This is a genomic window from Streptomyces tamarix, from assembly GCF_032423885.1.
Classification (GTDB): Bacteria; Actinomycetota; Actinomycetes; order Streptomycetales; family Streptomycetaceae; genus Streptomyces; species Streptomyces tamarix.
In genome coordinates this window covers 63,118-89,594 of record NZ_JAWCTQ010000030.1, presented here as the reverse complement: position 1 = coordinate 89,594, position 26,477 = coordinate 63,118, and the positions used below count along the sequence as shown (strand labels likewise).

General features: G+C 74.0%; 24 protein-coding genes. 17 read left to right on the top strand and 7 right to left on the bottom strand.

Going from position 1 to position 26,477, the window contains the following annotated elements; genetic code table 11:
- Window positions 1–529: 529 nt before the first annotated feature.
- Together RND61_RS22135 and RND61_RS22130 are read right to left on the bottom strand one after the other, a co-directional pair.
- The gene (locus RND61_RS22135; RefSeq protein WP_315879779.1) at window positions 530–922 is read right to left on the bottom strand and encodes an SCO4983 family protein; all 393 of its coding nucleotides are present in this window, start codon (window positions 920–922) and stop codon (window positions 530–532) included.
- 80 nt (window positions 923–1,002) lie between these two features.
- Window positions 1,003–2,214, bottom strand: a complete 1,212-nt coding sequence (locus RND61_RS22130) for a pyridoxal phosphate-dependent aminotransferase (RefSeq protein WP_315879778.1) — start codon at window positions 2,212–2,214, stop codon at window positions 1,003–1,005.
- 201 nt (window positions 2,215–2,415) lie between these two features.
- Between RND61_RS22130 and mptB the strand changes: the two genes are divergently transcribed.
- A complete protein-coding gene (gene mptB / locus RND61_RS22125; protein WP_315879777.1) occupies window positions 2,416–3,888 on the top strand; it encodes a polyprenol phosphomannose-dependent alpha 1,6 mannosyltransferase MptB in 1,473 nt (490 codons plus the stop codon).
- An 18-nt stretch (window positions 3,889–3,906) separates the two neighbouring features.
- Here mptB and RND61_RS22120 read toward each other — a convergent pair whose 3' ends face one another.
- Window positions 3,907–5,487 (bottom strand): N-acyl-D-amino-acid deacylase family protein, encoded by a 1,581-nt coding sequence (locus tag RND61_RS22120; RefSeq protein ID WP_315879776.1) that lies wholly within the window; start codon window positions 5,485–5,487, stop codon window positions 3,907–3,909.
- 37 nt (window positions 5,488–5,524) lie between these two features.
- The gene (locus RND61_RS22115; RefSeq protein ID WP_315879775.1) at window positions 5,525–6,820 is read right to left on the bottom strand and encodes an alanine racemase; all 1,296 of its coding nucleotides are present in this window, start codon (window positions 6,818–6,820) and stop codon (window positions 5,525–5,527) included.
- A 716-nt stretch (window positions 6,821–7,536) separates the two neighbouring features.
- Between RND61_RS22115 and RND61_RS22110 the strand changes: the two genes are divergently transcribed.
- The 3 genes from RND61_RS22110 to RND61_RS22100 are packed head-to-tail and all read left to right on the top strand — an operon-like array spanning window position 7,537 to window position 9,694.
- Window positions 7,537–8,538: a sugar kinase gene (locus RND61_RS22110; RefSeq protein WP_391653894.1), complete on the top strand. Its 1,002-nt coding sequence runs from the start codon at window positions 7,537–7,539 to the stop codon at window positions 8,536–8,538.
- Window positions 8,535–9,296, top strand: coding sequence for an IclR family transcriptional regulator (locus RND61_RS22105; RefSeq protein ID WP_315879773.1), 762 nt, complete (start codon window positions 8,535–8,537; stop codon window positions 9,294–9,296). Before RND61_RS22110 ends, RND61_RS22105 begins: the two co-directional genes overlap by 4 nt.
- Window positions 9,293–9,694, top strand: a complete 402-nt coding sequence (locus RND61_RS22100) for a RidA family protein (RefSeq protein ID WP_315879772.1) — start codon at window positions 9,293–9,295, stop codon at window positions 9,692–9,694. Before RND61_RS22105 ends, RND61_RS22100 begins: the two co-directional genes overlap by 4 nt.
- Window positions 9,695–9,701: 7 nt before the next feature.
- Here RND61_RS22100 and RND61_RS22095 read toward each other — a convergent pair whose 3' ends face one another.
- Window positions 9,702–11,552 carry a serine/threonine-protein kinase gene (locus RND61_RS22095; RefSeq protein WP_315879771.1) on the bottom strand — a complete coding sequence of 617 codons (1,851 nt, stop codon included), beginning with the start codon at window positions 11,550–11,552 and terminating at the stop codon, window positions 9,702–9,704.
- A 142-nt stretch (window positions 11,553–11,694) separates the two neighbouring features.
- Entirely contained in the window at window positions 11,695–13,041 is a 1,347-nt protein-coding gene (locus RND61_RS22090) for a M14 family metallopeptidase (protein ID WP_315879770.1), read from the bottom strand.
- 191 nt (window positions 13,042–13,232) lie between these two features.
- Between RND61_RS22090 and RND61_RS22085 the strand changes: the two genes are divergently transcribed.
- Window positions 13,233–14,564 (top strand): Nramp family divalent metal transporter, encoded by a 1,332-nt coding sequence (locus RND61_RS22085; protein WP_391653887.1) that lies wholly within the window; start codon window positions 13,233–13,235, stop codon window positions 14,562–14,564.
- Window positions 14,565–14,607: 43 nt separating this feature from the next.
- On the opposite strand, the gene RND61_RS22080 is transcribed toward RND61_RS22085, so the two are convergent.
- On the bottom strand, window positions 14,608–16,296 hold the full coding sequence (locus RND61_RS22080; protein ID WP_315879769.1) for a chitinase: 1,689 nt from the start codon (window positions 16,294–16,296) through the stop codon (window positions 14,608–14,610).
- A 366-nt stretch (window positions 16,297–16,662) separates the two neighbouring features.
- Here RND61_RS22080 and RND61_RS22075 point away from each other — a divergent pair, with 366 nt between their 5' ends.
- The 12 genes from RND61_RS22075 to RND61_RS22020 all read left to right on the top strand — a co-directional run bounded on the left by RND61_RS22075 (window position 16,663) and on the right by RND61_RS22020 (window position 26,140).
- Window positions 16,663–17,562 carry a hypothetical protein gene (locus RND61_RS22075; protein WP_315879768.1) on the top strand — a complete coding sequence of 300 codons (900 nt, stop codon included), beginning with the start codon at window positions 16,663–16,665 and terminating at the stop codon, window positions 17,560–17,562.
- 70 nt (window positions 17,563–17,632) lie between these two features.
- Window positions 17,633–18,358 (top strand): Flp pilus assembly protein CpaB, encoded by a 726-nt coding sequence (gene cpaB, locus RND61_RS22070; protein WP_315879767.1) that lies wholly within the window; start codon window positions 17,633–17,635, stop codon window positions 18,356–18,358.
- Between the two features lie 16 nt (window positions 18,359–18,374).
- Complete coding sequence (locus RND61_RS22065) at window positions 18,375–19,604, top strand: AAA family ATPase (RefSeq protein WP_315879766.1); 1,230 nt, start codon at window positions 18,375–18,377, stop codon at window positions 19,602–19,604.
- Between the two features lie 21 nt (window positions 19,605–19,625).
- On the top strand, window positions 19,626–20,009 hold the full coding sequence (locus RND61_RS22060) for a TadE/TadG family type IV pilus assembly protein (RefSeq protein ID WP_315879765.1): 384 nt from the start codon (window positions 19,626–19,628) through the stop codon (window positions 20,007–20,009).
- A gap of 5 nt (window positions 20,010–20,014) precedes the next feature.
- Entirely contained in the window at window positions 20,015–20,413 is a 399-nt protein-coding gene (locus RND61_RS22055; protein WP_315879764.1) for a TadE/TadG family type IV pilus assembly protein, read from the top strand.
- A complete protein-coding gene (locus tag RND61_RS22050) occupies window positions 20,410–21,753 on the top strand; it encodes a CpaF family protein (RefSeq protein WP_315879763.1) in 1,344 nt (447 codons plus the stop codon). Before RND61_RS22055 ends, RND61_RS22050 begins: the two co-directional genes overlap by 4 nt.
- Before the next feature lie 43 nt (window positions 21,754–21,796).
- Entirely contained in the window at window positions 21,797–22,735 is a 939-nt protein-coding gene (locus RND61_RS22045; protein WP_315879762.1) for a type II secretion system F family protein, read from the top strand.
- Between the two features lie 34 nt (window positions 22,736–22,769).
- Window positions 22,770–23,660 (top strand): DUF5936 domain-containing protein, encoded by an 891-nt coding sequence (locus RND61_RS22040; protein ID WP_315879761.1) that lies wholly within the window; start codon window positions 22,770–22,772, stop codon window positions 23,658–23,660.
- A gap of 403 nt (window positions 23,661–24,063) precedes the next feature.
- A complete protein-coding gene (locus RND61_RS22035; protein ID WP_250334898.1) occupies window positions 24,064–24,297 on the top strand; it encodes a hypothetical protein in 234 nt (77 codons plus the stop codon).
- On the top strand, window positions 24,294–24,878 hold the full coding sequence (locus RND61_RS22030) for a pilus assembly protein TadG-related protein (protein ID WP_315879787.1): 585 nt from the start codon (window positions 24,294–24,296) through the stop codon (window positions 24,876–24,878). Before RND61_RS22035 ends, RND61_RS22030 begins: the two co-directional genes overlap by 4 nt.
- 21 nt (window positions 24,879–24,899) lie before the next feature.
- Window positions 24,900–25,508, top strand: a complete 609-nt coding sequence (locus RND61_RS22025; protein WP_315879760.1) for a hypothetical protein — start codon at window positions 24,900–24,902, stop codon at window positions 25,506–25,508.
- Window positions 25,508–26,140 carry an OmpA family protein gene (locus tag RND61_RS22020; protein WP_315879786.1) on the top strand — a complete coding sequence of 211 codons (633 nt, stop codon included), beginning with the start codon at window positions 25,508–25,510 and terminating at the stop codon, window positions 26,138–26,140. Before RND61_RS22025 ends, RND61_RS22020 begins: the two co-directional genes overlap by 1 nt.
- Window positions 26,141–26,477: the final 337 nt, after the last annotated feature.

The window sequence follows — 26,477 nt, the reverse complement described above, 5'->3', positions numbered from 1 at the left end:
GCTTCGCGCCTCCGCGCGATCGCCCCCTCGACACTCGCGCGCCCCTTCGGCTCCACGAGCGGTTCACGGGGGTGTCCTTCCCCTCCCGGCCCACAGGGGTTTCTGGTCCTGCGAGTGGTGTGCCCCCTTCGGCTTCACGAGCCGATCACGGGGTACTCGCCCCCTCCCTCCCGACACTCGCGCGCCCCTTCGGCTCCACGAGCGGTTCACGGGGGTGTCCTTCCCCTCCCGGCCCACAGGGGTTTCTGGTTCTACGAGTGGTGTGCCCCCTTCGGCTTCGCGAGCCGATCACGGGGCACTCGCCCCCTCTCTACCAGGGCGCCAGGGTGCCGCTTCGGCTTCGCACGTGGTTCACAGGGGACCCGCCAGGGTGCCTCTCGGCTTCGTGAGCGGTTCACGGGCGTGGCCCGTCCCCTTCCCGCGCCCGCGCGGCACCAGGGGCCACGGCCTTCGGCTCGTGGGTGGGATCGACGGGGCAAAGGGGTGGCAACCCGGTCCGCGCACCTTCGCGGGCGCGGACCGGGGCCGTTCAGGGGGCGCCGACCAGGCTGTCCTCGCCCAGGACGGCGGCGTGGGCGTCCATGCGCTCGGCGGCGAGGATCGCGGCGGCCGTGTCGGCACGGGAGGCCGCGACGACCAGGGCGCGCCCCGCGAGGGCGTGGGCGCGGCGGTGCAGCGCGGACGGGTCCGCGCCGGTCAGTCCGGCGTGCCGGGCGGGCGGGGCGCCGCGCAGCCTGGCCACCTGCTGGGCGATGCGCTGCGCGGCGGCGGCGTCGCCCAGTTCGTCGGTGACGGCCAGCAGCGCCGCGAGGTGCCCGGCGAGCTGGATGTCCAGCTCCTCCTCGCGGGAGCGGTGCGGGAACTGGTTCCGGTCGTCGTCGGCCATCCGGTGGACCGACTTGGTGCGGATCGGTTCGTACATGGGATGGCCTCCTGCTCTCAGACAGGAGGCCATCCTACATTGGATTCAGTCTAAAGTTGAGCCCGTCCCAAGTGACGGTGTCAGTGCTGGCTGTAGCCGTCCAGGAAGGTCCCGATCCTGGTCACGGCGTCGACCAGGTCCGTCGTGTTGGGCAGCGTGACGATGCGGAAGTGGTCCGGCTCGTGCCAGTTGAAGCCCGTCCCGTGCACCACCATGATCTTCTCGGCGCGCAGCAGGTCGAGGACCATCTGCCGGTCGTCCTTGATCTTGTAGACGGCCGGGTCGAGGCGGGGGAAGAGGTACAGCGCGCCCTTCGGCTTCACACAGCTGACCCCGGGGATGTCGATCAGCCGCTCGTACGCCGCGTCCCGCTGCTCCAGCAGCCGGCCGCCCGGCGCGACCAGCGCCTCTATCGACTGGCGGCCCTGCAGGGCCGCCGCGATGGCGTGCTGGGCGGGCATGTTCGCGCACAGGCGCATGTTGGCGAGGATGGTCAGGCCCTCGATGTACGAGGAGGCGTGCGCCTTCGGGCCGCAGACGGCCAGCCAGCCGCTGCGGTAGCCGGCCACGCGGTAGTTCTTGGACATGCCGTTGAACGTCAGGCACAGCAGGTCCGGGGCGATGGCGGCGGTCGGGGTGTGCGTGGCGCCGTCGTAGAGGATCTTGTCGTAGATCTCGTCCGAGCAGACCACCAGGTTGTGCCGGCGGGCGATCTCGGTGAGGCCGCGCAGCATCTCGTCGTCGTAGACGGCGCCGGTCGGGTTGTTCGGGTTGATGATGACGAGCGCCTTGGTGCGGTCGGTGACCTTGCGCTCGATGTCGGCCAGATCGGGCATCCAGTCGGCCTGCTCGTCGCACCGGTAGTGCACCGGCGTGCCGCCCGCCAGCGCCACCGACGCCGTCCACAGCGGGTAGTCCGGGGCGGGGACGAGGACCTCGTCGCCGTCGTCGAGCAGCGCCTGCATCGCCATCTGGATGAGCTCCGAGACGCCGTTGCCGAGGTAGACGTCCTCGACGGAGAGGGGGATGCCCTTCGTCTCGTAGTGGCTCATCACCGCGCGCCGGGCCGCGAGCAGGCCCTTCGCGTCGCCGTAGCCGTGCGACGAGCCGAGGTTGCGGAGCATGTCCTCGAGGATCGCGGGCGGGCACTCGAAGCCGAAGGCGGCCGGGTTGCCCGTGTTGAGCTTGAGGATGCGATGGCCTGCCGCCTCCAGCCGCATCGCCTCGTCGAGCACCGGGCCGCGGATTTCGTAGCAGACATTGGCGAGCTTCGTTGACTGGATGACCTGCATGCCCGCGAGCTTACGGTCGCCCGGCCCGCCGCGCCTCGTGTTTTGCACCACGCAGCGGACCCGGTTCTGCACCGCGCCGCGGACCCGGACGGGGCCGGGGCGCGGTCGCGTCACCGGGACGAGGGGGTGGTCGAAAGCGCGGGCGAGGGATTCCGCGGGCTCAGGTGGGTGGACGGGGGAGGCCGGGTAGGTTGGCTCCTCATGTGGTCCTTGAGGAGCGTCGCCGGATGCAGGCGCCTGGGCGCGGTCGGGTCGGTCGGGGTGGCCCTGGGCGGCTGGGCCGCGGGCACCATGCCGGCCCGTGACCCGTGGGGCCTGTGGTTCCCGCGGGTCCAGGACACGGCGCGGCCCGGGGTGCTCCTGGCCCTCGCCGGGCTCACGCTCCTGGTCGTCGCCTGGTGGCGGTACGGGCGGCTGGTCGCCGGCGGCGCCGCCGCGCGCCCCCGGGCCGCCGCCGCCACGCTCGCCTGGTGGACCGCGCCGCTCCTCCTCGCCCCGCCGCTGTACAGCGCCGACGTGTACAGCTACATCGCGCAGGGCGCCATGGTCGCCGAGGGCCACGACGTGTACCGCTTCGGCCCGTCCGTCCTCGCGCCCGACGGGCTCGGCGGGGTGGCCGCCGCGAGCGTCGGCGGACACTGGACGGACACCCCCGCCCCGTACGGCCCGGCCTTCCTGCTCCTCGCGAAGGCGGTCGCCGCCGTGACGGCCGGGCAGATCGTGCCGGCCGTGCTCGGGATGCGGATCGTCGCCGTCGCCGCGCTCGCCCTGCTGTTCTGGGCGCTGCTCCGGTTCGCGCCGCGCGCCGCCACCGGCGGCGCGCTCTGGCTCGGCGTCCTCAACCCGCTGCTGCTCGTCCACGTCGTCGGCGGGCTCCACAACGACGGGCTGATGGCGGGGCTGCTCCTGGCGGGCACCGCGCTCGCCGTGCGCCGGGGCCGCTGGGTCGTGGGCAGCGCCCTCGTCGCCCTCGCCATGATGATCAAGTCACCGGCCGCGCTCGCGCTGCTGTTCATCGGCGTCGTCGTCGGCCGCGAGACGTCCGGCCCGCTGATACGGCGCGTCGCGAAGGGGCTGCTCGGGCCGGGCGCCGTCGCCGCCTGCGTCGCGGTCGGCGCGACGCTGTGCGCGGGCACCGGCTTCGGCTGGCTGCGCACCCAGAGCGTCGCCGGGACGATCCACACCGCGCTCTCCCTCACCAGCGACCTCGGCGTCGCGCTCGGCGAGTCCATGTACTTCCTGTCCGGCGCCGAACCGGACCCCGTCAAGCGGGCCGTGCAGGCCATGGGCCTCACCCTGGCCCTCGCCCTCGTCGCGTACCTCGCGTCGTGCGTGGCACGCGGCTGGCTGGACCCGCTGCACGCCCTGGGCCTCGCCCTCCTCGCACTGGTCGCGCTCTCCCCGATGGTCCAGCCCTGGTACCTGCTGTGGGCCGTGCCGCCGCTCGCCGCGACGGCCTGGAACGGCCGCGTCGGCCGCGCGGTCACCATCCTGTCGGCGGGCCTCGTGTACGTGACCGCGCCGGACGGCCGCACCCCCGCGTACGGCTTCGCCCTGGCCGCCGTCGCGTGCGCGATCGGCGCCCAGCTACTGCTGCGCCGCTCCGACTTCGCCGGCGGCGTGTGGCTGCCGTCGCCGCGCCGCGCCGAGGAACGCGAGCCCTCCCGGGCCTGACGGGCCCTTCGCGCCGCCCTACGGCGCCCGCCGCACCGCGCGCCCCGCCAGGACGTCCGTGCGCCGCCCGTCCCGCACCGCGAACCGCCCGTTCACCAGCACGTGCGGAATCCCCACCGGCAGGGTGCGGGGCACCGCGAACGTGGCGCCCGCCGCGACCGCGTCCGGGTCGAACAGCACCAGGTCCGCCCGGTACCCCGCCCGCACCAGGCCCCGGTCCGGGAGCCGCAGCCGGGCCGCCGGGCGGGACGTGAGGTGCGCGACGGCCTCCTCCAGGGACAGCACGCCCAGCTCCCGCACGTACCGCCCGAGGTAGTGCGGGAACGTGCCGTACGCCCGCGGGTGCGGCTTCGCGCCCTGCAGGATGCCGTCCGAGCCGCCCGTGTGGACCCGGTGCCGCATGATCGCCCGTACGTTGCCCTCGTGCCCGACGTGCTGGAGCACCGCCGTGCCGAGCCGGTCCGCGAGGAGGAGCCGGCGCGCCGCCGCCCAGCCGGGCAGCCGCGTCCCCACGTACCGCTCCAGCGCCGGGTCCGACACGCCCGACACCTCCACCGTGTCCCACGCCACGGGCACGCCGTGGCAGCCGTCCGACCCGGTCACCTCCAGCGCGTACCGGATCCGCTCGGCCGCCGCGTCGTCCCGCAGCCGCGCCAGCAGCGCCTCCGGACCGCCCTCGTGGGCCCAGCCGGGCAGCAGCGCCGCCAGCGTCGTGCAGCCCGGCGTGTACGGGTAGGTGTCGAGCGACACGTCCACGCCGTCCGCCAGGGCCTCGTCGAGCAGCGCCAGCAGCTCGGGCGCCCGGCCCTCGTTGACGCCGAAGTTCAGCGTGGCGTGCGCCAGGTGCAGGGCGCAGCCCGTCTCCCGCGCCAGGTCGAGCACCTCCGCGTACGCCCCGAGCGCGCCCGCCCCGTACGAGCGGTGGTGCGGGCAGTAGTAGCCCCCGTGCCCGGCCACGACCCGGCACAGCGCGGCCAGTTCGGCGCGGTCCGCGTACATGCCGGGCGGGTACGTGAGGCCCGACGACATGCCGACCGCGCCCTGTTCCAGGCCCTCCGCGACGAGCCGCCGCATCCGGTCCAGCTCGGCGCCGGTCGGCGGCCGGTCCGCCCACCCCATCGCGTACGCCCGCACCGTGCCCTGCGGCACCAGGTAGGCGGCGTTCACGGCGACGCCCTCCCCGCCGAAGCCCCGGTCGAGGCGGTCCAGGTAGCCGCCGACGGTCCGCCAGTCCGGGTCCACGTCCGCCAGGTCGCCGTTCCAGCCGGCGATCGCCGCCCGCACCTCGTCGAGCGTCCGGTCGTCGGCGGGCGCGTACGACAGGCCGTCCTGGCCGAGCACCTCCAGCGTCACGCCCTGCGCGACCTTCGCCTCGTGCGCCGGGTCCCGCAGCAGCGCCAGGTCGCTGTGGGCGTGCATGTCGACGAACCCGGGCGCGAGGGCCAGCCCCGCCGCGTCCAGCGTCCGCGCGCCGGACAGCGGCCGGTCGCCCTCGCGGCGGACCGCTGCGATCCGGCCCCGGTCGACGCCCACGTCCGCCCGGTACGACGGCCCGCCCGTGCCGTCGACGACCCGCACGTCCCGGATGACCAGCTCCACCGCGCGCCTCCCCCCTCGAAGACCGGAACCCGGAGCGTCAGAAGAACGTGCGGACGTAGTCGACGGCCGTCCCGTCCGCCTCCACCACCGGGATCAGCGGCCACTTCTCGAACACCGTGCACGGGTGCGCCAGCCCCAGCGCCACCCAGTCGCCGACCTCCAGCGCCGTGCCCTCCGGGTCCGTCCGCAGCCACGCGTGCTGGTCCGACAACGCCGTCACCGCCAGCCCCGCCGCCGGGCGGACCGCGCCGTCCCGGCCGGACCGCACCCACTGCGGCACGGGCAGCGCCAGGTCGTACGATACGTCCCGCTTCCCCGCGTTGAGGAACGCCTCGCCCGGGGTGGGCCGGGACACGACCTGCGCCCACAGCCGGAACGCCGGCTCCAGCGCGCCCTCCTCCGGGACGCGGTTGAACGGCGTCAGCCGCTCGTAGTGGCCGTGGTCGTGGGAGACGTACGCACCGGACCGCAGCAGCCGCAGCACGGGCGCCGACAGCGGCGGCACCTCGGCGAACACCTCCGCGACCGCGTCGAACCACTCGCTGCCGCCCGCGCTGAGGACGATCTCCTCGGCGTCCGCGAACAGCCCCGCCCCGTCCAGTTCCGCCGCCAGCCCGACGAGCCGCCGCAGCCACGCCCGCACGGTCTCCGGGGACGCGCCCGGCACCTGCGCCTCGTACCCGGCGACCCCGACCAGCCGCAGCGACGCAGCCCGCGCCGCCGCCCCGGCGACCTCCGCGGCCGCCGCGGGCGTGCGCGCCCCGGTCCGGGCGCCCTCGCCGGCCGCCAGCTCGACCACCACGTCGACGGGGCGCGCGGACCCGGCCAGCGCCCGGTCCATCAGCTCGACGCCGCGCACCGAGTCGACGTAGCAGACGAAGCGGAACTCCGGGTCGTCCGCGAGCTGTCCGGCGACCCAGCGCAGCGCGGCCTCGTCGACCAGCTCGTTCGCCAGGAACACCCGGCGCACCCCGAACGCCCGGCAGACCCGCGCCTGGTGGGGGACCGCCACGGTCACGCCCCAGGCGCCGTGCGCCAACTGGCGGGCGAACAGGCCCGGTGCCATCGTCGTCTTGCCGTGCGGGGCGAACGCCAGGCCGTGGCGCTTCGCGTACGCCCCCAGCAGCGCCAGGTTGTGCTCCAGGGCCTCGGCGGAGAGCGTCAGGACCGGCGTCGTGAAGCCGCCGGTGAAGACGTCGCGCCGTTGGGCGGCCAGTTCACCGACCGTCAGGCCGTCCGCGTCCGGCGGGAGGCCCTTGAAGCGGTGGTCGACCCGCTCGTCCGCGAGCCGCGCGGCGAGCGCGTCGGGCCCCAGCGGCTGTCCGGCGGCCATCGGGCCTCCCTTCCGTTGCGTATGGTGCAACGGTCGTTGCGTATTCTGCTTGACGGTGTCTAACATCCGGGCGGACGCCGGGTCAATGGCCCGGGCCGGGCCGGTTCGTCCGCGCCGGCGGCCGGACGGCCGCCGTGGCGACCGGCTCGCGGAGCCGAGGGACGGGCGGGGTGGTCATGGCCGACGCGTGGAGCCGAGGGGCGGACGGGCACCGGGCCGATCGGCTCGTGGGACCGGTGGGACCGGTGGGGTCTGGTGGTGCCGGGAGGGGGACGGTGCCCCCCTGGGCCGCTGGTGGTGCCGGAGGGGCGCGCGGGCGTGGGGAGGACGATCGCGCGGAGGTGTGTGGCGCTGAGGTTGTTCGCCCGGGGTCTGGTGGTGTCGGGAGGGGGACGGTGCCCCCTTGGGCCGCTCGTGGTGCCGGAGGGGCGCGCGGGTGTGGGGAGGACGATTGCGCGGAGGTGTGTGGCGCTGAGGTTGTTCGCCCGGGGTCTGGTGGTGCCGGGAGGGGGACGGTGCCCCCTTGGGCCGCTCGTGGAGCCGAAGGGGCGCGCGGGTGTCGAGGCGGTGATCGCGCGGAGGCGCGAAGCGCTGAGCACGTTCGCCGTCTCGACACCCGCTCACAGCGCCCCGGAGGCGGAACGAGCCTGAAAAGGGGGGAGCGCCCCGGAGGCGGAACGAGCCCAAAACCAGCAGCAGTGTGTCTGGGCGAGTCCATGGTCGCCTTCCTGCCGTCCCGTCCCGGCCGCCTCGCGGACGTGCCGTCCTTCACCCGTGGGATCGGCGGCGCCGAGTCCAACGTGGCCTGTGCCCTGGCCGCCGCCGGGCACCGCGTCCGTTGGATCAGCCGTGTCGGCGCCGACGGCTTCGGCGATCACCTGGTGGCGTCCGTCGCCGCGTACGGCGTCGACGTCTCGCGCGTCCGCCGGGATCCGCGCCGGCCGACCGGGGTGTACTTCCGTACGGCCGCCGACCGCGGTGACGTCGCGCACGAGGTCGTCTACCACCGGGCCGGGTCGGCGGCCTCCGCGATGTCGGTGCGGAACGTCCCGTACGAGGAGGCCGCGGCGGGCCGCGTCCTGCACCTGTCGGGCATCACCGCGGCGCTCTCGCCGGACTGCCGCGCGTTGATGGCGGCGCTCACCGCCCGCCGCCCCGACCGGCCGCTGGTCTCCTTCGACCTCAACCACCGCCCGTCCCTGTGGCCCCGCCCGGAGACCGCCCGCCGCGTCCTGTTGGAGTTGGCGCGCGGCGCCGACCTGGTCTTCGCCGGGGAGGACGAGGCGGCCCGCGCGCTCGGCCTGCACGGCCCGGCCGCCGTCCGCGTCGCCCTCCCGGAGCCGGACGTGCTGGTCGTCAAGGAGGGCGCGAAGGGGGCGACCCTCTTCGCCCGCGTGCCGGGCTCGGCGCGCGACGTGCGGGTCTTCGTGCCCGCGCCGCGCGTCGACGTCGTGTCGTACGCCGGGGCCGGGGACGCCTTCGCCGCCGGGTTCCTCGACGCGACCCTGCGCGGGCTGCCGTTCGCGGCGCGGCTGCGGTACGGGCACCTGGCGGCGGCGGCGGTGCTCACCGTGCCCGGGGACCTCGCGCCCGTCCCGGATCCGGCGCGCGTCGCACGGCTCGCCGCCCTCGGCGACGCCGACTGGGGGAGACTGCGTCTCGGTCCCGGCCGGCCGGAGCCGGGGCCGGACGACGACGAGGAGGTACGCACGCGATGAGCCAGACCGTCGACCGGGCGCTCAGCATCCTGCCGCTGCTCGCCCAGGGCCCCGCCGACCTGGGGCAGGTCGCCGAGCGGCTCGGTGTCCACAAGTCGACCGCCCTGCGTCTGCTGCGCACCCTGCACGAGCACGGCCTCGTCCACCGGCAGCGGGACCAGCGCTACCGGCTCGGCGCCCGCCTTTTCGCGCTCGCCCAGGAGGCCGCCGAGAACCTCGACGTGCGGGAGATCGCCCACCCCCACCTCGTCCGCCTCAACGAGGAGACCGGTCACACCGTGCACCTCGCCGTCCGCGAGGGCGACGAGGTGCTGTACGTCGACAAGGTCGACAGCCGCTACCCGGTGCGGATGTACTCGCGGGTCGGCCGTCCCGTCGCCGTCACCGTCGCCGCCGTCGCGAAGGTCCTCCTCGCCGACCTGCCCGAGGCGGAGCGCCACGCGCTGACCGCCCGCCTCGACTACCTCCCGTACACGCCCCGTTCGACGCCGAACGCCGCCGCCTTCCGCACGGAGCTGGCGGCCGTGCGCGAACAGGGCTGGGCCGCCGATCTCGGCGGTCACGAGGAGTCCATCAACTGCGTCGCCGCCCCGGTGCGCGGCGCGGACGGCCGCGTGGCCGCCGCCCTGTCGGTGTCCGCGCCCAACGTCGTCGTCACCGCCGACGAACTCCTCGCCCTGCTCCCGCTGGTGCGCCGCACCGCGCGGGCCGTCAGCGACGACTACTCCGGCACCACCCCACCGAAGGACACGCCATGAGCGAGAAGACCGCCGTCACGCCGCCCACCCACGCGGCCCCGCCCGCCCGGTTCTCCCACGGCGTGCGCAAGGGGAACGTCCTCCAGGTCGCCGGGCAGGTCGGCTTCCTCCCCGCCGTGCCGGGGCAGCCGCCCGTCGTGGCCGGGCCGACCCTGCGCGAGCAGGTCCTGCAGACCCTCGCCAACGTCGAGTCGGTCCTCACGGAGGCGGGCGCGGGCTGGGACGACGTGGTGATGACGCGCGTGTACCTGACGGACGTGGCCCACTTCGCCGAGATGAACGCCCTCTACGACGCGCACCTGAAGGACGTGGCCGTGCCGCCCGCGCGCACCACCGTGTACGTCGGGCTGCCGGCGGGGCTGCTCGTCGAGATCGACGCGCTGGCGGTGCTGGACTGACGCGCGGTCAGGCGACGCGGGTGCAGACGTAGCCGCGGCCCTCGTTCACCTTCCAGGTCCAGTAGCGGTTGTTCTCGTCGGGGCAGCGGGTCCGCCCGTCCGACGGCATCCGGTAGTAGCCGGTGATCTGGAGGATGTGCGTCTGGCCCTTCGGCACCCGGTCGGAGGCGCAGTTCCAGATCTCCATCAGGTTGGCGGAGGCGTCGCCGTCGCCGTCGATCTCCGCGGTGAAGCACTGGCCGGTGCGGAACTGGCGGGAGAGGCACAGCACGGTCCGCATCCCGTCGTCCGCGTGGTTCGACCATTGGTCCCGGCCCGGTCCCGAGTCGCACGGGCCGGCCGGGCCGACGCGGGTGACGTGGACGTACGCGCTCGCCGAGTCGCAGTCCACGCGGACCGGGGCGGGCTTGCTCCACTCGCCGTACCCCGTGTCGTACACGTCGAGGCAGTTCCCGGCGCGTACGGCGCGGAACGCCAGGTCCTGGAGGCTGGGCGTCGGCTTGCGGGGCGTGTACGCGTACCCGGGCGTCGGGCGGGTGAGCGAGCCGCCGCTCCCGGGCGTCGAGGACGAGGTGGTCCGGGCGGCGTCGTCGAAATACCAGGCGGCGAAGAGGAGGGCCAGGACGACGAGCAGGGCCGTGGAGCACCCGCCGGACGACTTCTTCTCCGGGGGCGGCGACGGGGCCGGCAGCGGGACCGGTGCCGGCCCTGTCGCCCGCGCGCCCGCCGAGGCGCGGGCGCGCGCCCGGGACGCCACCCGCTGCCGGCCCCGTTCGCGCTCGCGTTCCCGCTCCTGTTCGCGCGCCCGCGCCCGCTCGCGCTCCTGTTCGCGGGCGCGGGCCCGTTCCCGCTCCTCGGTGTACGTCCGCGTCGGGTCGGGCGGCGGTACGGCGCGGGTGCGGTCGTCGACCGTGAGGGCCTCCGGGTCGACGGGCGCCGGCCGCCTCCACTCCTCGCCCTGCCGCTCGTACGCGCGGATCAGCTCCGTCCAGCGCGGCGGCAGCCAGCGGCTCCCGTCGGCGGTGGCCGGCAGCCCGCGCATCTCCTCCAGGAACCGGTCGAGCACGTCCGCGGGGCGCGGCCGGTCGGCGGGCTCCACGGCCAGGCAGGGGCGGACCAGCGGGACGAGTTCCTTCGGCAGCCCCGCCAGGTCCAGGTCGCCCCGCGACACGCGGGCCAGCAGCCGCAGGGTGTCCTCGCCCTCCGGGTAGGGGGGCCGGCCCACGGCCAGGTGGAAGAGGGTGGCGCCCAGCGAGTACACGTCGGACCGCTCCGTGGACGGCTCGCCGCGCGCCTGTTCGGGGGAGGTGAACGCGATCGTGCCGAGCGTGAGCGTCGTCCGGGTGATGTCCTGGGCGTGCGAGATGCCGAAGTCGATCAGCCGGGGCCCGTCCAGCGGCAGCAGGACGTTCTGCGGCTTCACGTCGCGGTGGACGATGCCCTGCCCGTGCAGGGCGAGCAGCGCCTGTGCCGTGCCCGCGGCGATCCAGCGGATGGCGGACGCCGGCAGCCGCCCCGCGGTGCGGACGAGTTCGGCGAGGGACGGAGCGGCGATGTACTCGATCGCCATCCACGGTGTCGGCGCTTCCGGGTCCGTGTCGAGCACGCGCGCCGTGTACCGGTTGTCGACGCGCCGCGCGAGCGTCACCTTGCGGGTGAAGCGGCGCCGGTCGTGGGCGCTGACCTCGCCCTCGGCGAGGAGCGTCTTCACGGCGACGAGCGGCCCGTCCGGCTCCGTCCGCGCCAGGTAGATCCGCCCCATGCCGCCCGAACCGAGCCGCCCCAGCAGCCGGTACGGGCCGAGCGCGCCCGGATCGTCCCCGCCCAGCGGCAGCAGCCGCGTTCCGGCCCCCGTCATCCCCCGCTCCCTCCTGCGGTGCCCCCGCCAGCAGGGTAGCCGCCAACTCCCCCCGCAGCAGCCGCCCTTGGGCGTCCGCGCGGTGGCACGGGTCCCGTGCCACCGCGGGGGGTCCGGCGCCCCGCCGGGGGCGCCCGGTACCTCAGGAGGTCGCGCAGTACTGCTGCTGCTTGCCGATCGACCGGTACATGCAGTCGGCGTTCTCCAGCAGATGGAGCACCGCGTCGCGGTTGCGGGCGGTCTCGCGCTCGATCACCTCGTCGGGCGGGTAGAAGCCGCCGCCGGAGGAGCCGCTCGGGTACATCTCGAAGGTGTAGCCGAAGATGCGCTGGTCGCCCCAGAGCCAGTCGTCGATCGACCCGTCGGTGACGTAGAGGTCACTGGACTGCTCGGCGGTGTAGCCGTTGCTGGCGGCCATCTTGCGGCCGACCGCGGCGAAGGCGTCCCGGTCGTCCTGGGTCATGCCGGGCGCGGTGTCGGCGTAGGTCCAGCCGAACGGCCAGAGGACCAGCTCGCTGTAGGTGTGGAAGTCGATGGCCGCCCTGATCTGCTGCTTCCCGCCGACGACCCGGGAGCGGACGAAGTCGGCGACGACCTTCACCTCGGGGGCGGACTCGGGCGCCGAGCCGCGGTAGGTCTCGGAGCCCGCGGAGCCGGAGGAGCCGCCGCAGCAGCCCCACTTGTAGTTCCAGTTGCGGTTCATGTCGGTGCCGACGGCGGTGGAGCCGGAGTTGGGCTGCCGGTTCTTGCGCCAGCTGCGGTACGTGCCGGAGGCGATGTCGTACTCGCCGCCGTCCGGGTTGAGGTCGGGCACGATCCATATCTCGCGGCCGTTGACGGCGTTGGTGACGCGGGTGTCGGAGCCGTAGCCGGCGCCGAGTTCGCGCAGCAGGTACAGGGCCATCTCGACGGTGAGGTGCTCGCGGGCGTGCTGGTGGTGGGTGAACAGCACCTCGGGCTCGTTCTCGTCCGTCGCCACGTTGTCGCTGATCTTGATGGCGACGATGTCGCGGCCCTGGTAGGACTTGCCGATCACGCGCTTGCTCATGATGTTCGGGTACTGCTGGAGCCGCTGGTTGATCTCCGCCGTCATCTCCGCGTAGGTGTGGTAGCGGGAGTCGGCGGAGGGGAAGTCCATCGGCGTGACGACGCCGCCGGTACGGTCCGGGGGCCCGGGCAGCGGTTCCAGCCGGTGGCCCAGCGCGCGCAGGAGGCGGGCCTGCCCGGCGTCGGCGCTGACGACGACCGTGTGGCCGTCCACCTCGTCGACGGAGACGCCGGTGGCGGTGAGGGCGGCGCGTTCGGCGGGGGTGGACGGGCCGTGGATCTCGTACTGGCGGGTGGCCTCGTCGGCGGTGGCCGCCGGGGCGGGGGAGGGGGCGGAGGGCGCGCCGGGGGTGCTCGCGGCGGCGGTGAGCGGCGCCGCGACGGCGAGGGCGAGGGCGGCCGCGAGGGTGGCGGACCGTCCGCCGGTGATGCGTAGTCGCATGCTGACTCCTGGATGGGGGTCGGGGTGTGTCCCCGTGCGACGCAGGATGGAGTCATGGCATGAGCGCGTCAAGAAGGGGCTTCGGATCACGGCCGGAAAGGCTCGTTCCGCCGTGTGCCCTTGCGCGCCCGCCCGCCGGGCGCTTGGGTGACGTGCGCACCCCTGGAGAGACGAGGAAAGGCGGACGGCTCATGGCGGACACCGCGGACACCGCTCACGGCACGGCACACGACGGGGGCGGACCGCGCACCCCCGCGATGCGCAGGGCGAGCTGGCGGCACGTCGGACCCGGCATCGTGGTCGCCGCGACCGGCGTCGGCGCCGGCGACCTGGTCGCCACGCTCGTCGCCGGCGGCAAGTACGGCTACACGCTGCTCTGGGCGGCCGTCCTGGGCTGTCTGATCAAGATCTCCCTCGCCGAGGCCGCCGGCCGCTGGCACCTCGCCACCGGCCGCACCCTGCTCGACGGCTGGCGCTCCCTGGGCCCGTGGACGACGGTCTACTTCACCGGGTACGTCGCCGTGTGGGGCTTCGTCTACGGCGCCGCCGCGATGTCCTCCACCGCGCTGCCGCTGGCCGCGCTGTTCCCCGGCGTCATGGGGCTGAAGTGGTGGGCGGTCCTGTGCGGGGTGGGCGGGCTGCTGTTCGTCTGGTTCAACCGGTACGCCGTCTTCGAGAAGGTCATGACGGCCCTCGTCGGCGTGATGTTCCTGGTCACCGTCTACCTGGCCGTGCGGGTCGTCCCGGACCTCGGCGGCCTCCTCGCCGGCCTCGTCCCGGTCCTCCCGGACGGCTCGCTCCTCTACACCCTGGGCCTGGTCGGCGGCGTCGGCGGCACGATCACCCTCGCCGCGTACGGCTACTGGGTGAACGCCAAGGGCTGGCGGGACACGGGGTGGATGCGGGTGATGCGCCTGGACAACCGGGTCGCGTACCTGACGACCGGCGTCTTCGTGGTGGCCATGCTGATCGTGGGCGCCGAGCTGCTGCACTCCTCGGGCATCGCCATCGCCAAGGGCGACAAGGGCCTCGTCGACCTCGGCGGGGTCCTGGAAGAGAAGTACGGGGTGGCCACGGCGAAGCTGTTCCTCGTCGGGTTCTTCGCCACGTCCGTCACCTCGCTGATCGGCGTGTGGCAGGGCGTGAGCCTGCTGTTCGCGGACTTCGTGGCCCGCCTCCGCGGGCGGGGCGCCGACTCCGCGGGGCCGCAGGCGGCGCCGGGGCCGGAGGCGGGCGGGGTGCCGGTGGAGCGGTCGGTGCCGTTCCGCGCGTACCTGCTGTGGCTGACCTTCCCGCCGATGGCGCTGCTCTTCCTGGACCAGCCGTTCGTGCTGGTCGTCGTCTACGGGGTGATCGGCGCCTTCTTCATGCCGTTCCTCGCCCTGACGCTGCTGTGGCTGCTCAACTCCTCCCGCACGCCCGGGGAGTGGCGCAACGGGTGGCTCAGCAACACGGTGCTGGGCGCGGCGGGGCTGCTGTTCCTGGTGCTGTGCGTCGAGCAGGTGCGCGACCTGCCGTGGTGAGGAGGGGGCGCCGCGCCCCGGCGCGGCGCCCCTCGCGCACCGCCTACGGCAGGTTGTGGACGTGCGGGCCGACCGCGTTCGACCAGGCGTTGCCCGCCGTGGCGTCCCAGTTCGTCGACCAGGTCATCGCGCCGCGCAGCGACGGCCACGTCTTGGACGGCTTGAACGAGCCGCAGCCCGTGCCCCGCGTCAGGCAGTCCAGGGCGTTCTTCACCACGGACGGGTCGACGTAGCCGCTGCCCGCGCCGCGCGGCGAGGCCGGCACGCCGAGGCCGACCTGCGACGGGTCGAGGCCGCCCTCCAACTGGATGCAGGCGAGCGCGGTGAGGAAGTCCACCGATCCCTGCGAGTAGACCTTGCCGTCGCAGCCCAGCATGGAGCCGCTGTTGTAGTACTGCATGTTGACGACCGTGAGGATGTCCTTCACGGCGAGCGCCAGCTTGAAGTACTCGGTGCCCGTGCTCTGCATGTCGATCGTCTGCGGGGCCATCGTCAGGACCATCCCCGGACCGGCCTTCGCCGAGAGCTGGCGCAGCGCCTTCGTCAGGTACGTCGCGTTGATGCCGTGCTCCAGGTCGATGTCGACCCCGTTGAAGCCGTACTCCTGCATCAGCGCGTACGCACTGTTCGCGAACGCCGTCGCGGAGGCGTCGCTGTTGATCGTGACGTTGCCCTTCTCACCGCCGACCGACAGGATGACCGACTTGCCCGCGGCCTTCTTCGCGGCGATGTCCGCCTTGAAGTCCGCCACCGAGGCGTACCCGACGGCCGGGTCGAGGTTGAAGGTGATCTGGCCGGGCGTCGTCGTGGAGTCCGCGAACGACACGGCGATGATGTCGTACTGGGCCTGGACGTCGCGCAGCTTCTGCACCGTCGCGCCGTTGTTGAAGTTCTGCCAGTAGCCGGTCACCGCGTGCTTGGGCACGTTCGGGTTCGGGTTGGTGCCGCCCGGCGCGGTGCGGGCGGTGACGGTCGCGGACCGGGCGGACTCGCCGGCGGCGTTGGTGGCCGACACCTGGAAGCCGTACGCCGTGTCGGCGGCGAGGCCGGTCACGGTCGCGGACGTGCCGGACACGGACTGGACGCGCGCCCCGTCCCGGTACACGTGGTAGCCGGTCGCGCCGCTCACCGGGCTCCAGGAGAGCGACACGGACGACGAGGTCACCGTCCCCGCGGCCAGCCCCGCCGGGGGCGCGGGCACGACCGGGTCGGGCTCGCCGGCCCCGCCGCCGTCCGGGCCGAAGACCGACACGTCGTCGACGTGGTAGGCGGCCTGCCCGTACCAGCCGTGGGTGTAGACGGTGACCGAGGTGGTGGCGGACCCCGTGGTGAAGCTGGTGGTGAGCTGCTGCCAGCCGGAGGAGCCGGGCGACCACGTCGCCACGTCGGTCGTGCCGGTGCCGGTCGCGCCCAGGTAGGCGTACCCGCCCTGCACCCACGCGCTCAGCCGGTACGTGGAGTTCGGCTGCACCTTCACGGTCTGGGAGCAGCGGGCGTTGTCATGCCCGGCGGGCGTCGCCTTCAGGGCGGCGGTGCCGGCGCGGACGGGCGAGGCGACGGCCGTGCCGCTGTTGGCGGAGCAGGTCCAGTCGGCGAGGCCGGACTCGAACCCGGCGTTCCTGGCGACGTTGCGGTCCTCCGCCTGCGCGGTGCCGGCGCCGCCGGCCAGGACGAGCCCGGACGCGACGGCGAGCGCGAGGGCGCCGCCGACGAGCGGTCTGGTGCGGTCCACTTGCTTCCTCCGGTGGGGAGTGGGGGTGGGGGAGTGGGGATCGGGAGAAGGCGTGCGAGTCGGTGGCCACCGCGCTCCGTGCCCGTACAAGTTGGTCCAGACCAATCGCGTTGTCAAGGTTCCGGGGCGGCGTCGGGGGTGCCGTCCCCGCCCGGATGTGGGGCACCGGGCAACTCATGTCCTCTTCGCCCGATTTGACGGGGCGTGCGGAACGCGTGGTCCACCACGAGGAGTCCGAAAGCGGTTCTCCAGCCCCGTTCCCGCCGATAAAGTGCGGGATCAGGAGCACACACGGAGCGAACAGGTGTCGCAGACGACTGCGACACGCCGGAAACACCGGTGGCCGGAGCCGAACGGGGAACCAGCGTGCCGACCGCGATTGCCGTCACCAGTGCCGACCTGGTGCTACCACCGACCGACCACCACACCCCCGGCGCCGCCGTGCTCCCCCCGCCCGACACCCAGCCCCTGGACGCCGCCCTCGCCGACACGCGGACCCTCGTCGAGCAGTACGGGCACGTCGTCGCCCTCTACCCGGCCTCCACCCCCACCGCCCACGTACGCCGCCTGCACACCGTGCGCGCCCTCCTGGAGAGCGACCGCGTCGCCCTGCTGCCGCTGGACCTGCCGCCGCTCGGCGTCGCCGTCCTCGTCCGCCAGCTCCGCCAGCTCTCCGTCTGCGACTTCGGCCCCGGCGTCCTCGCCACCGCCGCCCGGCTGCTCGCCCACTACGTCCACACCGGCGCCGTACTCAACTCCGTCGCCCGCCTCGACCGGGTCCCCGTCACCCTCAAGGCGCACGCCAAGTCCTGGATGCCCGGCTCCCAGTTCGCCGTCCTCGCCAACCCGGAGCCCCGCCTCCTCCGTCTCGGCTCCCAGGGCGGCGACCCGTTCCCCGGGCCCGACTTCGCCACCCGCATGGCCGTCGCCCGCGGCCAGCTCACCACCGACTGGGTCACCGACACCCTCGGCCCCGCCTGGCGCGTCCAGGGCGTCGACGAGGTCCCGGTGCCCGCCGCCTCCGCCGACTGGTGGGGCACCGCCCGGCTCGTCGAGTTCGCCGCGTACCTGCCCGACCTGCCCGTCCTGCACCAGCTCGTGTCGTCCGTGCGCCGCGAGACCTGCGCCTGGTGCGGCATCGAACTCCTCGGCGACCGCTGCGGATTCTGCGCCGCCCCGCTCACCCCGCCCCACCCGCCCGAGCCCCGCGCCCCCGGCGGCCCCGCCGCCCTGCCCCCGGGCACGTCGGCACGGCACGCGCCATGACCCGCCCCGGCGCCCCGCCCGCGCCTCCACGCCCGTCCCCCGCCCGCCACCTCACGAGGTTCTCCCGCCCATGAACGCACGTCAGCGCCGCGGCGTCATCCTGCTCGTCCTGTCCGCCCTGTGCGCCCTCGGCGCGTTCGCCGGCGTCGTCGTCATCGTCAGCGACGTCCAGGCGAAGGTCGGACCGGAGGTCGCGGCGTACCGCGTCAAGGCGGACGTACCGGCCTACGAACCCCTCAGGCCCGGCCACTTCCAGAAGATCACCATGCCGGAGCGGTGGCTGTCCGCCAACGCCGTCAGGGACCTCTCCGCCGTCCAGGGCAAGATCGCCGTCACGGACCTCAGGAAGGGCTCCCTGCTCCAGAAGGACATGGTCGCCGACCGGCCCGCCCTCGCGAGCGGCGAGCAGGAGATCGCCATCATGATCGACGCCTCCACCGGCGTCGCCGGCAAGATCACCGCCGGGGCGCGGGTGAACATCTTCGCCACCTTCGACGACGAGGGGCGCGGCAAGAACGCCGTCGCCGAGTCCCGGCTCATCGTCGCCGGTGCCCGCGTCCTCGACGTCGGCAGGCTCACCCCCCTCGACCAGCGCAGGAGCGACGGCGGCACGGCCGGCGGTGCCCGCGAGGCCGTACCGATCACCTTCGCCCTCACCACCGCCGACGCCCAGCGCGTCGCCTACGCCGAGTCGTTCGCCGAGCACGTGCGCCTCGCCCTGCTGCCGAAGGACGGCTCCGCCGCCCCGAAGCCCGGCGAGTCGACGTACACGCTCGACGAAGACAAGAACAAGTGAGGGGACAGGCAGCAGGATGACCATTCGCGTCCTCCCCGCCGTCGGCGACCCCGACGCCGCCCGCGCCATCACCACCCTGCTCGGCCAGCTCCCCGACACCGAGCAGGCCGCCCCCGCCCCGGTCGGCGACTCGACCACCCTCGTCGACACCCTCGCCCGGGCGGCCGCCGACTCCGTCGACGACCTCCCCGAGGTCGTCCTCGTCCACGAGCGGATCGGCCCCGTCCCCGCCCTCGACCTGATCCGCGAGGTCGCCCTCCGCTTCCCCGCCGTCGGCGTCGTCCTCGTCACCGCCGACACGAGCCCCGGCCTGTACTCGGCCGCCATGGACTCCGGCGCCCGCGGCCTGGTCGGCGTCCCCCTCTCGTACGAGGAGCTCGCCCAGCGCGTCCAGTCCGCCGCCGCCTGGGCCGCCGGCGTCCGCCGCCACCTCGGCCAGACCGGGGACGCCCCCACCGGGCCGGGCGGCACCGTCGTCACCGTCAGCGGCGCGAAGGGCGGCGTCGGCACCACCGTCACCGCCGTCCAGCTCGCCCTCGCCGCCCGCGCCTCCGGCCGCAGCGTCGCCCTCGCCGACCTCGACCTCCAGTCCGGCGACGTCGCCTCCTACCTGGACGTGCAGTTCCGCCGCTCCGCCGCCGACCTCGCCGCCATCCAGGACATCACCCCCCGCGTCCTCCAGGACGCCCTCTACACCCACCCGACCGGCCTGTCCCTGCTCCTCGCCCCCGCCGACGGCGAACGCGGCGAGGAGGTCACCGACCGGTCCGCCCGCCAGATCGTCAGCGCCCTGCGCCACCGCTACGAGGTCGTCGTCGTCGACTGCGGCACGCAGATGGACTCCGCGAACGCCGCCGCCGTCGAGATGGCCGACACGGCCCTCCTCGTCGTCACCCCCGACGTCGTCGCGGTCCGCGCCGCCAAGCGCATGATCCGCCTCTGGGACCGGCTCCAGATCCGCAAGGCCGAGGACACGACGACCGTCGTCAACCGGCACACCCGCCACACGGAGATCCAACCCGCCCTCGTCGAGAAGATCACCGGCACGCGCGTCGCCCGCACCGCCGTCCCCGCCGCCTTCAAGGAACTCCAGCCGTGCGTCGACGCGGGCCGCATGCACGAGCTGGACCCCAAGTCGACCGTCAAGCAGGCCCTGTGGGCGCTCGCCGGCGAACTCGGCCTCGTGAAGGCCCCGGAGTCGACCGGCGACCGGCCGGGCAGGCTGCTCAAGGCACGCAGGAAGTAGCGGAGAGGGGAGGGGCGGCCCATGGGAGGCACACGGACCGGAACGGCACGCGGCGACCGCCGCCGCGGCGACCGGGGGCAGGTGGCCGTGGAGTTCACCGGCATGGTGCCGCTCGTGCTCGGCGTGCTGCTCCTGCTCTGGCAGGCGGCGCTCATCGGCTACACGTACTCCCTCGCCGGCAACGCCGCCGACGAGGCGGCCCGCGCGGGCGCGGTCGGCGGCGACTGCCCCGGCGCGGCCGGGAGGACGCTGTCCGGCGCGTGGTCGGCGAGCGCGGACTGCGGCGTCGCGGGCGACCTGTACACCGCCGACGTCAGCATCCGCGTCCCCGTCCTCTTCCCCGGCGCGAACCTGCCCTTCACCGTCCGGGCCCACGCGGCGGCGGCCGACGAGCGGGGGGAGTGAGGACCGTGACCGGCCACCACAGCGGCGCCCCGCACCACCGGAGGGGGCGCTCCGACCGGGGCCAGGCGGCGATCGAGTTCGCGGGCTGGATCGGCATCCTCCTGATCGCCGCCCTCGCCGCCGTCCAGCTCGGCATCGTCGCCTACGCCGCCCAGCAGGCCGGCACCGCCGCCCGCGCCGCCGCCCGCGTCGCCTCCCAGGGCGGCGACGGCGCCGCCGCCGGACGGGGCGCCATGAGCGCCTGGCTCGCGGACGGCGCGGAGGTCAGCGCCCCGTCCGGCGCCGAGGAGGTCACGGCGACCGTGACCGTCGACATCCCCGCCGTCCTGCCCCTCCTCCGCTTCGACCCGGTCACCCGGACCACCACCATGCCCGTCACGACCAGCGAGGGAGGGACCCCATGAGCCTGCGGGCCCGCATCACCAGCTCCGAGCCGGCCGGCGGGAGGGACGGCGAGGAGGACCACCTCGTCGGCGTCTACCGCGGCAAGCTCCTGGAGGAGATCGACCTCGCGGAGATGTCCGCCCTCCCGGCGGCCGACCGCCGCGTACGCCTGGAACGGGTCCTCGGCCACATCATCAGCCGCGAGGGCCCCGTCCTGTCGTCCGCGGAGCGCTCCCACCTCATCCGCCGCGTCGTCGACGAGGCGCTCGGCCTCGGCATCCTCGAACCGCTCCTGGAGGACGCCTCCATCAGCGAGATCATGGTCAACGGCCCCGACCAGGTGTACGTGGAGCGGCACGGCCGCCTCGAACGGCTCCCGATGCGCTTCTCCTCCACCGACCAGTTGATGCAGACCATCGAACGCATCGTCTCCACCGTCAACCGCCGCGTCGACGAGTCCAATCCGATGGTCGACGCCCGCCTCCCCTCCGGCGAGCGCGTCAACGTCATCATCCCGCCGCTCTCCCTCAGCGGCCCCGTCCTCACCATCCGCCGCTTCCCCCGCGCCTTCACGCTCCACGAGATGGTCGCCCTCGGATCGCTGGACGAGCACATGGTGATGCTGCTCTCGGGACTGGTCCGCGCCAAGTTCAACGTGATCGTCTCCGGCGCCACCGGCACCGGGAAGACCACCCTGCTCAACGCCCTGTCCGGCCTCGTCCCGGACGGCGAGCGCATCGTCACCATCGAGGACTCCGCCGAGCTGCGGCTCCAGCAGTCCCACGTCATCACCCTGGAGTCCCGTCCCGCCAACGTCGAGGGCAAGGGCCGCATCACCATCCGCGACCTCGTCCGCAACTCCCTGCGCATGCGCCCCGACCGCATCATCGTCGGCGAGGTCCGCGGCGGCGAGACCCTCGACATGCTCCAGGCCATGTCCACCGGCCACGACGGCTCCCTCGCCACCGTCCACGCCAACAGCGCCGAGGACGCCCTGACCCGCCTCCAGACCCTCGCCTCCATGTCCGAGGTGGAGGTGCCGTTCGCGGCCATCAGGGACCAGATCAACAGCGCCGTCGACGTGATCGTCCAGCTCACCCGGCACGCCGACGGCGCCCGCAAGATCACCGAGATCGCGATCGTCGACTCGCACGGCCGGGAGGAGTACCGCATCGTGTCGGTCTGCCGGTTCGAGGCCCAGCCGATGGCCCCGGACGGCCGCGTCCACGGCAGGTTCACCCACCACCCGCTGCCCCGGCGGGTCGCCGAACGGCTGTACATGCACAACGAGCCGACCCCCGCCGCGTTCGGCGTCGCCCACAGCGACGCCGAACTGGCCCTGCGCGGAACAGCCGCGTGACCCCCGCAGCCCCCTCCCCCGGAATCGACGGACAGACGACACGATGGACAACCTCCCGCTCCTGACGCTCGGCGCCACCCTCCTGGCCGGCTTCCTCGCCGTCCTGGGCGTGCACGCCCACGCCGCGGGCAGGGCGCAGCAGAAGGCGCTCGTGGCGCGGATGGCCCAGACGGGCCCCGCCCCCGCCGCCGGCCGCGGCCGCCGGTTCCCCGGCCTGGACCGCCGGCTGCGCCGGACGGGGCTGGGCCGCCGCCTGGAACGGAAACTGGCCGTCACGGGCCTCGCCGTCACCCCCGCCGAGTACACGGTGTACGCCCTGGCGGGCCTCCTCGCCCTGTACGTCACGGCCGCCGCCGTGTTCGCCCCGTTCTTCGGGGCCCTCGCCGTCCTGGCCGGGCTGTGGGGCGCCGACGCGTTCCTCACCTGGCAACGCCAGCGCCGCACCGAGGCGTTCATCAACCAACTGCCCGAGCTGACCCGCGTCCTCGCCAACGCCACCCAGGCCGGCCTCGCCCTGCGCACCGCCATCTCCATGGCCGCCGACGAACTGGACGACCCGGCCGGCGAGGAACTCCGCAGGGTCGCCGACCAACTCGCCGTCGGCCACAGCCTCGACGACGCCCTCGGCGACCTCGCCGACCGGCTGCCCTCCCGCGAACTCGTCGTCCTCGTCACCACCCTGGTCCTCTCCAACCGGGCCGGCGGCCAGGTCGTCGGCTCGCTGCGCAACCTCACCGGCACGCTCGACGAGCGCAAGGAGACCCGCCGCGAGGTCACCACCCTGCTCTCGCAGGTCAAGGTCACCGCGTTCGCCCTGCCCCTCCTCGGCCTCGGCTTCCTCCTCATGATCAACGGCATGAACCCGGGGGCGCTGGACGAGATGACGGGGTCGTTCGCCGGACAGGCCGGCTCGGTCGTCGCGTTCGCGCTGTACACCGCCGGGTTCGTGATGATCCGCCGACTGTCCAGGGTCCGGGTCTGAGGCACCGGGAAGAGGAAGAGGAGGGGAACGGGACATGGTCCTCCTGCTGGCCGCGCTGACGGCGCTCGCCGTGTACGGGATCTTCCACGGCGTGCGCCTGTACCGCGCCGAGGCCGAACTGCCCGGCGACCTGGCCGTCGCCCTGGAGGTCGGCGCCACGCGCACGACCGCCGTCGGCTCCGGCGTCGACCGGCTCGGCATGCGCTGGGCCCCGTCCGTGCTGCGCCTCATGGGCCCCAGGCGCGTCGACGCCCTGCGCCGCCGCCTCGACATGGCGGGCAACCCCGGCGGCCTCACCGTCGACCGGTACGCCGCCCGGCGCGCCGTGTACGGCGCCCTCGGCGTGGCCGCCGCGCTGGCGATGCTGCTGCGCGGCCAGCCCGTCGTCGCGGCGGTCGTCCTCGCGTACGGGCTGACCTGGACGGACGTACTGCTGCGCATGGCGATCCGGCGCCGCAGGGACGACATCGAACGCACCCTGCCCGACTTCCTCGACGTCCTCGCCGTCGTCGTCTCCGCCGGACTCGGCTTCCGCCAGGCGCTGGAACGGGTCGCGGAGAAGTACTCCGGCCCCTGGGCCGACGAACTGCGCATCACCCTGCGTCAGATGGACATGGGCGTCAGCCGCCGCGACGCCTTCGACCAACTGCGCAGGCGCAACGCCTCCGAACAGGTGTCGATGTTCGTCACCGCCCTCCAGCAGGGCGAGGAACTGGGCGCGCCCATCGTCGACACGCTCATCCAGATCGCCAACGACATGCGCCGCACCGACGCCCAGAACGCCCGCCGCGCGGCGGCGAAGGCCGTCCCGAAGACCACCCTCGTGGTGACGCTGGTGATGCTGCCCGCCACGATGATCCTCATCACGCTGAGCTTCTACTACGGCTCCGGCGTCGACCTGGCGGACCTGCTGGGCGGTCGGTGACGGGCGGAAGGACGCGGGCGCGGCGGCGAAGAACGTCTGCAACCGCATACGCCCCGGCGGCGGACACCCGTGTCACACCGTCAACAACCCGGTCGCACCGGAGGGGAGGGGGCGGTGACCGCTCGACCGAATGTGTGGAAGACGCTTCGCTTCCGCAAGCGGATGTGGCACATTCGTTGCTGAGTCAACGGGAGACGACGGGGGGCGCGACAGACCATGACTGACCACCGTTTCCGGCCCCAGTCGCCGATTCGGGCCCATGGACGGGCTCCGAGCCCCATGATGAAGGGGGCCCGCCCCGCGTACGGTCACGCCCCCACCCGCGTGACCTCCGGGGCACACCCCGCACCACGCGCACACGGCACCGAAGACCCGCACCATCCCGACCCCGGAGGGGACCGCAATGTCGAACATCGCACTGAAGGCCCTGACTCAGGCCAAGGTGTACGTGGGCACCTGGGCGCACACCACGACGACCGCCCTGAAGCGCCGGGGGGACCGGGGCCAGGGGGCGGTGGAGTACGTGGGGATCATCATCTTGGTGGGGGTGATCATCGCCGCGCTGGTCGGTTCCGGCATCGGCAACACCATCGCGTCCGGCCTGCGCTCCCAGGTCAGCAAGATCATCGGCGGCTGAGGGGCGCGGACCGCTGCGGCCGCGAGACCGGGCAGGCGTCGCCGCTCTATGTGTTCATGGTGGCGAGTCTGCTCTTTCTCGCGCTCGCGTTCTTCGCGGTGGGACAGGCCGGGGCGACCCGCAACGGCGCGCAGTCGGCGGCGGACGCCGCGGCGCTGGCGGCGGCCAAGGAGTCCAGGGACCGGCTCGTCCTCGGCGGCCTCGACATCCCGGGCTGGAGCGACCTGTTCGACGGTGACCTGGTGGGCGAGGACGGTTGCGGGGCGAGCCACGCGTACGCCGCCCGCAACGGCGCGACGGTGGAAGGCTGCTACGCGCTCGCCGACGGCCGCTGGGGCTTCACGGTGACGGTGCGGTCGCGCAAGCCGGTGGGCGACACGATCCTGCCGGGTACGGAGGGGGAGCACGCCGTGGTGACGGCCACGGCGGTCGTCGTTCCCCGTTGCGCCTTCGAACCGGCCGACGACGAGGACTCGCCGTCGCCGGGATCACTGGACTGCGAGGACTCCGTCCTCGACTTGGATCCGAAGGATCTTCCGGACGTGGCCGACCTCTTCGAGGTGCGGCTCGCCGAGGACTGACCGCGAAGGAACGCAAAGGGAATGGCATTCATGGGTATGCGATGCGGAGCGACCGCGCGTAGTGCCACGACGGGCATGGCGGCGGTGACGCTGGCCTTCCTGCTCACGGCCTGCGGCGGTGACACCGGAGGCGACGAGGGCGGCGGGAAGCCGCCGGGCAAGGCGGGCAGCGCCTCGTCCGCCCCCGTGGAGCAGGATCCCCCCAAGGACGAGGGGGGCGGCCCGGACACCAGCAGAACGCTCGCCACACTCAGTGGGGCCGGCGGGTTCGAACTCGTCATCCACAGCGCCGCCAGGGACCAGGGCGGCTTCCTGACGGTGACCGGGACACTGAAGAACCCCACGTCCGGAACGCTCGACGCTCCTCTCGAATGGAACGGCGAGGAGCTCCAGGTGAAGAAGACCGGACCGTCCTTCGCCGGCGCCACGCTCATCGACAAGACGGACAAGAAGCGCTACTACGTGCTGCGGGACACGGAGGGCTTCCCGCTCACGACCACCGGGGTGACCACCGTGAAGGCGGGTGAGTCCATCGTGATCTTCGCCCAGTTCCCCGCTCCCCCGGCGACGACCACGCAGGTGGAGTTCCAACTGCCGAAGATGTCCCCCGCGACCATCGAGATCTCATGATGCGTGCCCCCACCCGCCGTCCCGGCCCCGGTCTCCTCGCCGTTCTCGTCCTCCTCACCGGTGTTCATCTCGCCGCCCCCTCCGCCGCGCACGCCGACGAGACCCCGGGTGCCGTGCCGCCCGGGACCGAGGCGTCCGCGCCGGTCCCCGAGGTCGACCCGACCGCACCGGGGCTGAAGATGCGCGAGGGCGCCACCCTGGCGGCCGCGAAGGTGCTGCCGATCGTCTCCATCGTGGAGTCCGAGGGCGGAGAGGAGCGCCGCGAGGAGACCAACACCAACCTGAAGTTCGCGCTCCAGGCCGAAGTCCTGTTCGGCAAGGACAGCGCCAAGCTGACGCCCGAGGCGAACTCCCGCATCGCGGCGATCGCCGAGGAGATCAAGAAGCGGAACGCCACGAAGATCCGCGTCTTCGGCTTCACCGACGATCTCGGCTCCGCCGCCCACGGTGACGTCCTGTCCAAGCAGCGCGCCGACGCCGTCCACGGCGTGCTGTCGCCGCTGCTGGCGGCGCAGAACATCACGTACGAGATCCGCGGTTACGGCGAGCAGTACCCGATCGCGGACAACAGCACGGAGGAGGGCCGCCGCAAGAACCGCCGCGTGGAGGTCTCCTTCCCGACCGGCGGCTGAACGGCAACCGGACCACCGGCACCCGGCGGCGGATGGCGGCCAACGGCAGGAGCGGCCGGGGGACGGCCGCGGGGTAGCGCCCCGCCACCCCGCCCCGCCCCGGGTGCCACCTGGGCACACCGGGTCGACGCCGACGGCGCCCGGGTCCCGTCGGGAGCCCCCGCGCCTGCGGCGACGCTCCCGTTGCCGGGCCGGCCGGTCGCTGTGCCTGCGGTGGCGTTTTCGGCGCCGGGGCGACCGGCCGCTGTGCCTGCGGCGACGCTTTCGGGTTCACCGGGACGTACCTCACACTGCTTTCCCGGCATTCTCCGACCGGCCGCGTCCGGACGGCGGACAT

What these genes read in the sequence shown, in the direction of transcription:
- RND61_RS22135 (WP_315879779.1), bottom strand. Translation starts at nt 922, where the DNA reads ATGTACGAACCGATCCGCACCAAGTCGGTCCACCGGATGGCCGACGAC.
- RND61_RS22130 (WP_315879778.1), bottom strand. Translation starts at nt 2,214, where the DNA reads ATGCAGGTCATCCAGTCAACGAAGCTCGCCAATGTCTGCTACGAAATC.
- mptB (WP_315879777.1), top strand. Translation starts at nt 2,416, where the DNA reads ATGTGGTCCTTGAGGAGCGTCGCCGGATGCAGGCGCCTGGGCGCGGTC.
- RND61_RS22115 (WP_315879775.1), bottom strand. Translation starts at nt 6,820, where the DNA reads ATGGCCGCCGGACAGCCGCTGGGGCCCGACGCGCTCGCCGCGCGGCTC.
- RND61_RS22110 (WP_391653894.1), top strand. Translation starts at nt 7,537, where the DNA reads ATGGTCGCCTTCCTGCCGTCCCGTCCCGGCCGCCTCGCGGACGTGCCG.
- RND61_RS22105 (WP_315879773.1), top strand. Translation starts at nt 8,535, where the DNA reads ATGAGCCAGACCGTCGACCGGGCGCTCAGCATCCTGCCGCTGCTCGCC.
- RND61_RS22100 (WP_315879772.1), top strand. Translation starts at nt 9,293, where the DNA reads ATGAGCGAGAAGACCGCCGTCACGCCGCCCACCCACGCGGCCCCGCCC.
- RND61_RS22095 (WP_315879771.1), bottom strand. Translation starts at nt 11,552, where the DNA reads ATGACGGGGGCCGGAACGCGGCTGCTGCCGCTGGGCGGGGACGATCCG.
- RND61_RS22090 (WP_315879770.1), bottom strand. Translation starts at nt 13,041, where the DNA reads ATGCGACTACGCATCACCGGCGGACGGTCCGCCACCCTCGCGGCCGCC.
- RND61_RS22085 (WP_391653887.1), top strand. Translation starts at nt 13,233, where the DNA reads ATGGCGGACACCGCGGACACCGCTCACGGCACGGCACACGACGGGGGC.
- cpaB (WP_315879767.1), top strand. Translation starts at nt 17,633, where the DNA reads ATGAACGCACGTCAGCGCCGCGGCGTCATCCTGCTCGTCCTGTCCGCC.
- RND61_RS22065 (WP_315879766.1), top strand. Translation starts at nt 18,375, where the DNA reads ATGACCATTCGCGTCCTCCCCGCCGTCGGCGACCCCGACGCCGCCCGC.
- RND61_RS22060 (WP_315879765.1), top strand. Translation starts at nt 19,626, where the DNA reads ATGGGAGGCACACGGACCGGAACGGCACGCGGCGACCGCCGCCGCGGC.
- RND61_RS22050 (WP_315879763.1), top strand. Translation starts at nt 20,410, where the DNA reads ATGAGCCTGCGGGCCCGCATCACCAGCTCCGAGCCGGCCGGCGGGAGG.
- RND61_RS22045 (WP_315879762.1), top strand. Translation starts at nt 21,797, where the DNA reads ATGGACAACCTCCCGCTCCTGACGCTCGGCGCCACCCTCCTGGCCGGC.
- RND61_RS22040 (WP_315879761.1), top strand. Translation starts at nt 22,770, where the DNA reads ATGGTCCTCCTGCTGGCCGCGCTGACGGCGCTCGCCGTGTACGGGATC.
- RND61_RS22035 (WP_250334898.1), top strand. Translation starts at nt 24,064, where the DNA reads ATGTCGAACATCGCACTGAAGGCCCTGACTCAGGCCAAGGTGTACGTG.
- RND61_RS22025 (WP_315879760.1), top strand. Translation starts at nt 24,900, where the DNA reads ATGGCATTCATGGGTATGCGATGCGGAGCGACCGCGCGTAGTGCCACG.
- RND61_RS22020 (WP_315879786.1), top strand. Translation starts at nt 25,508, where the DNA reads ATGCGTGCCCCCACCCGCCGTCCCGGCCCCGGTCTCCTCGCCGTTCTC.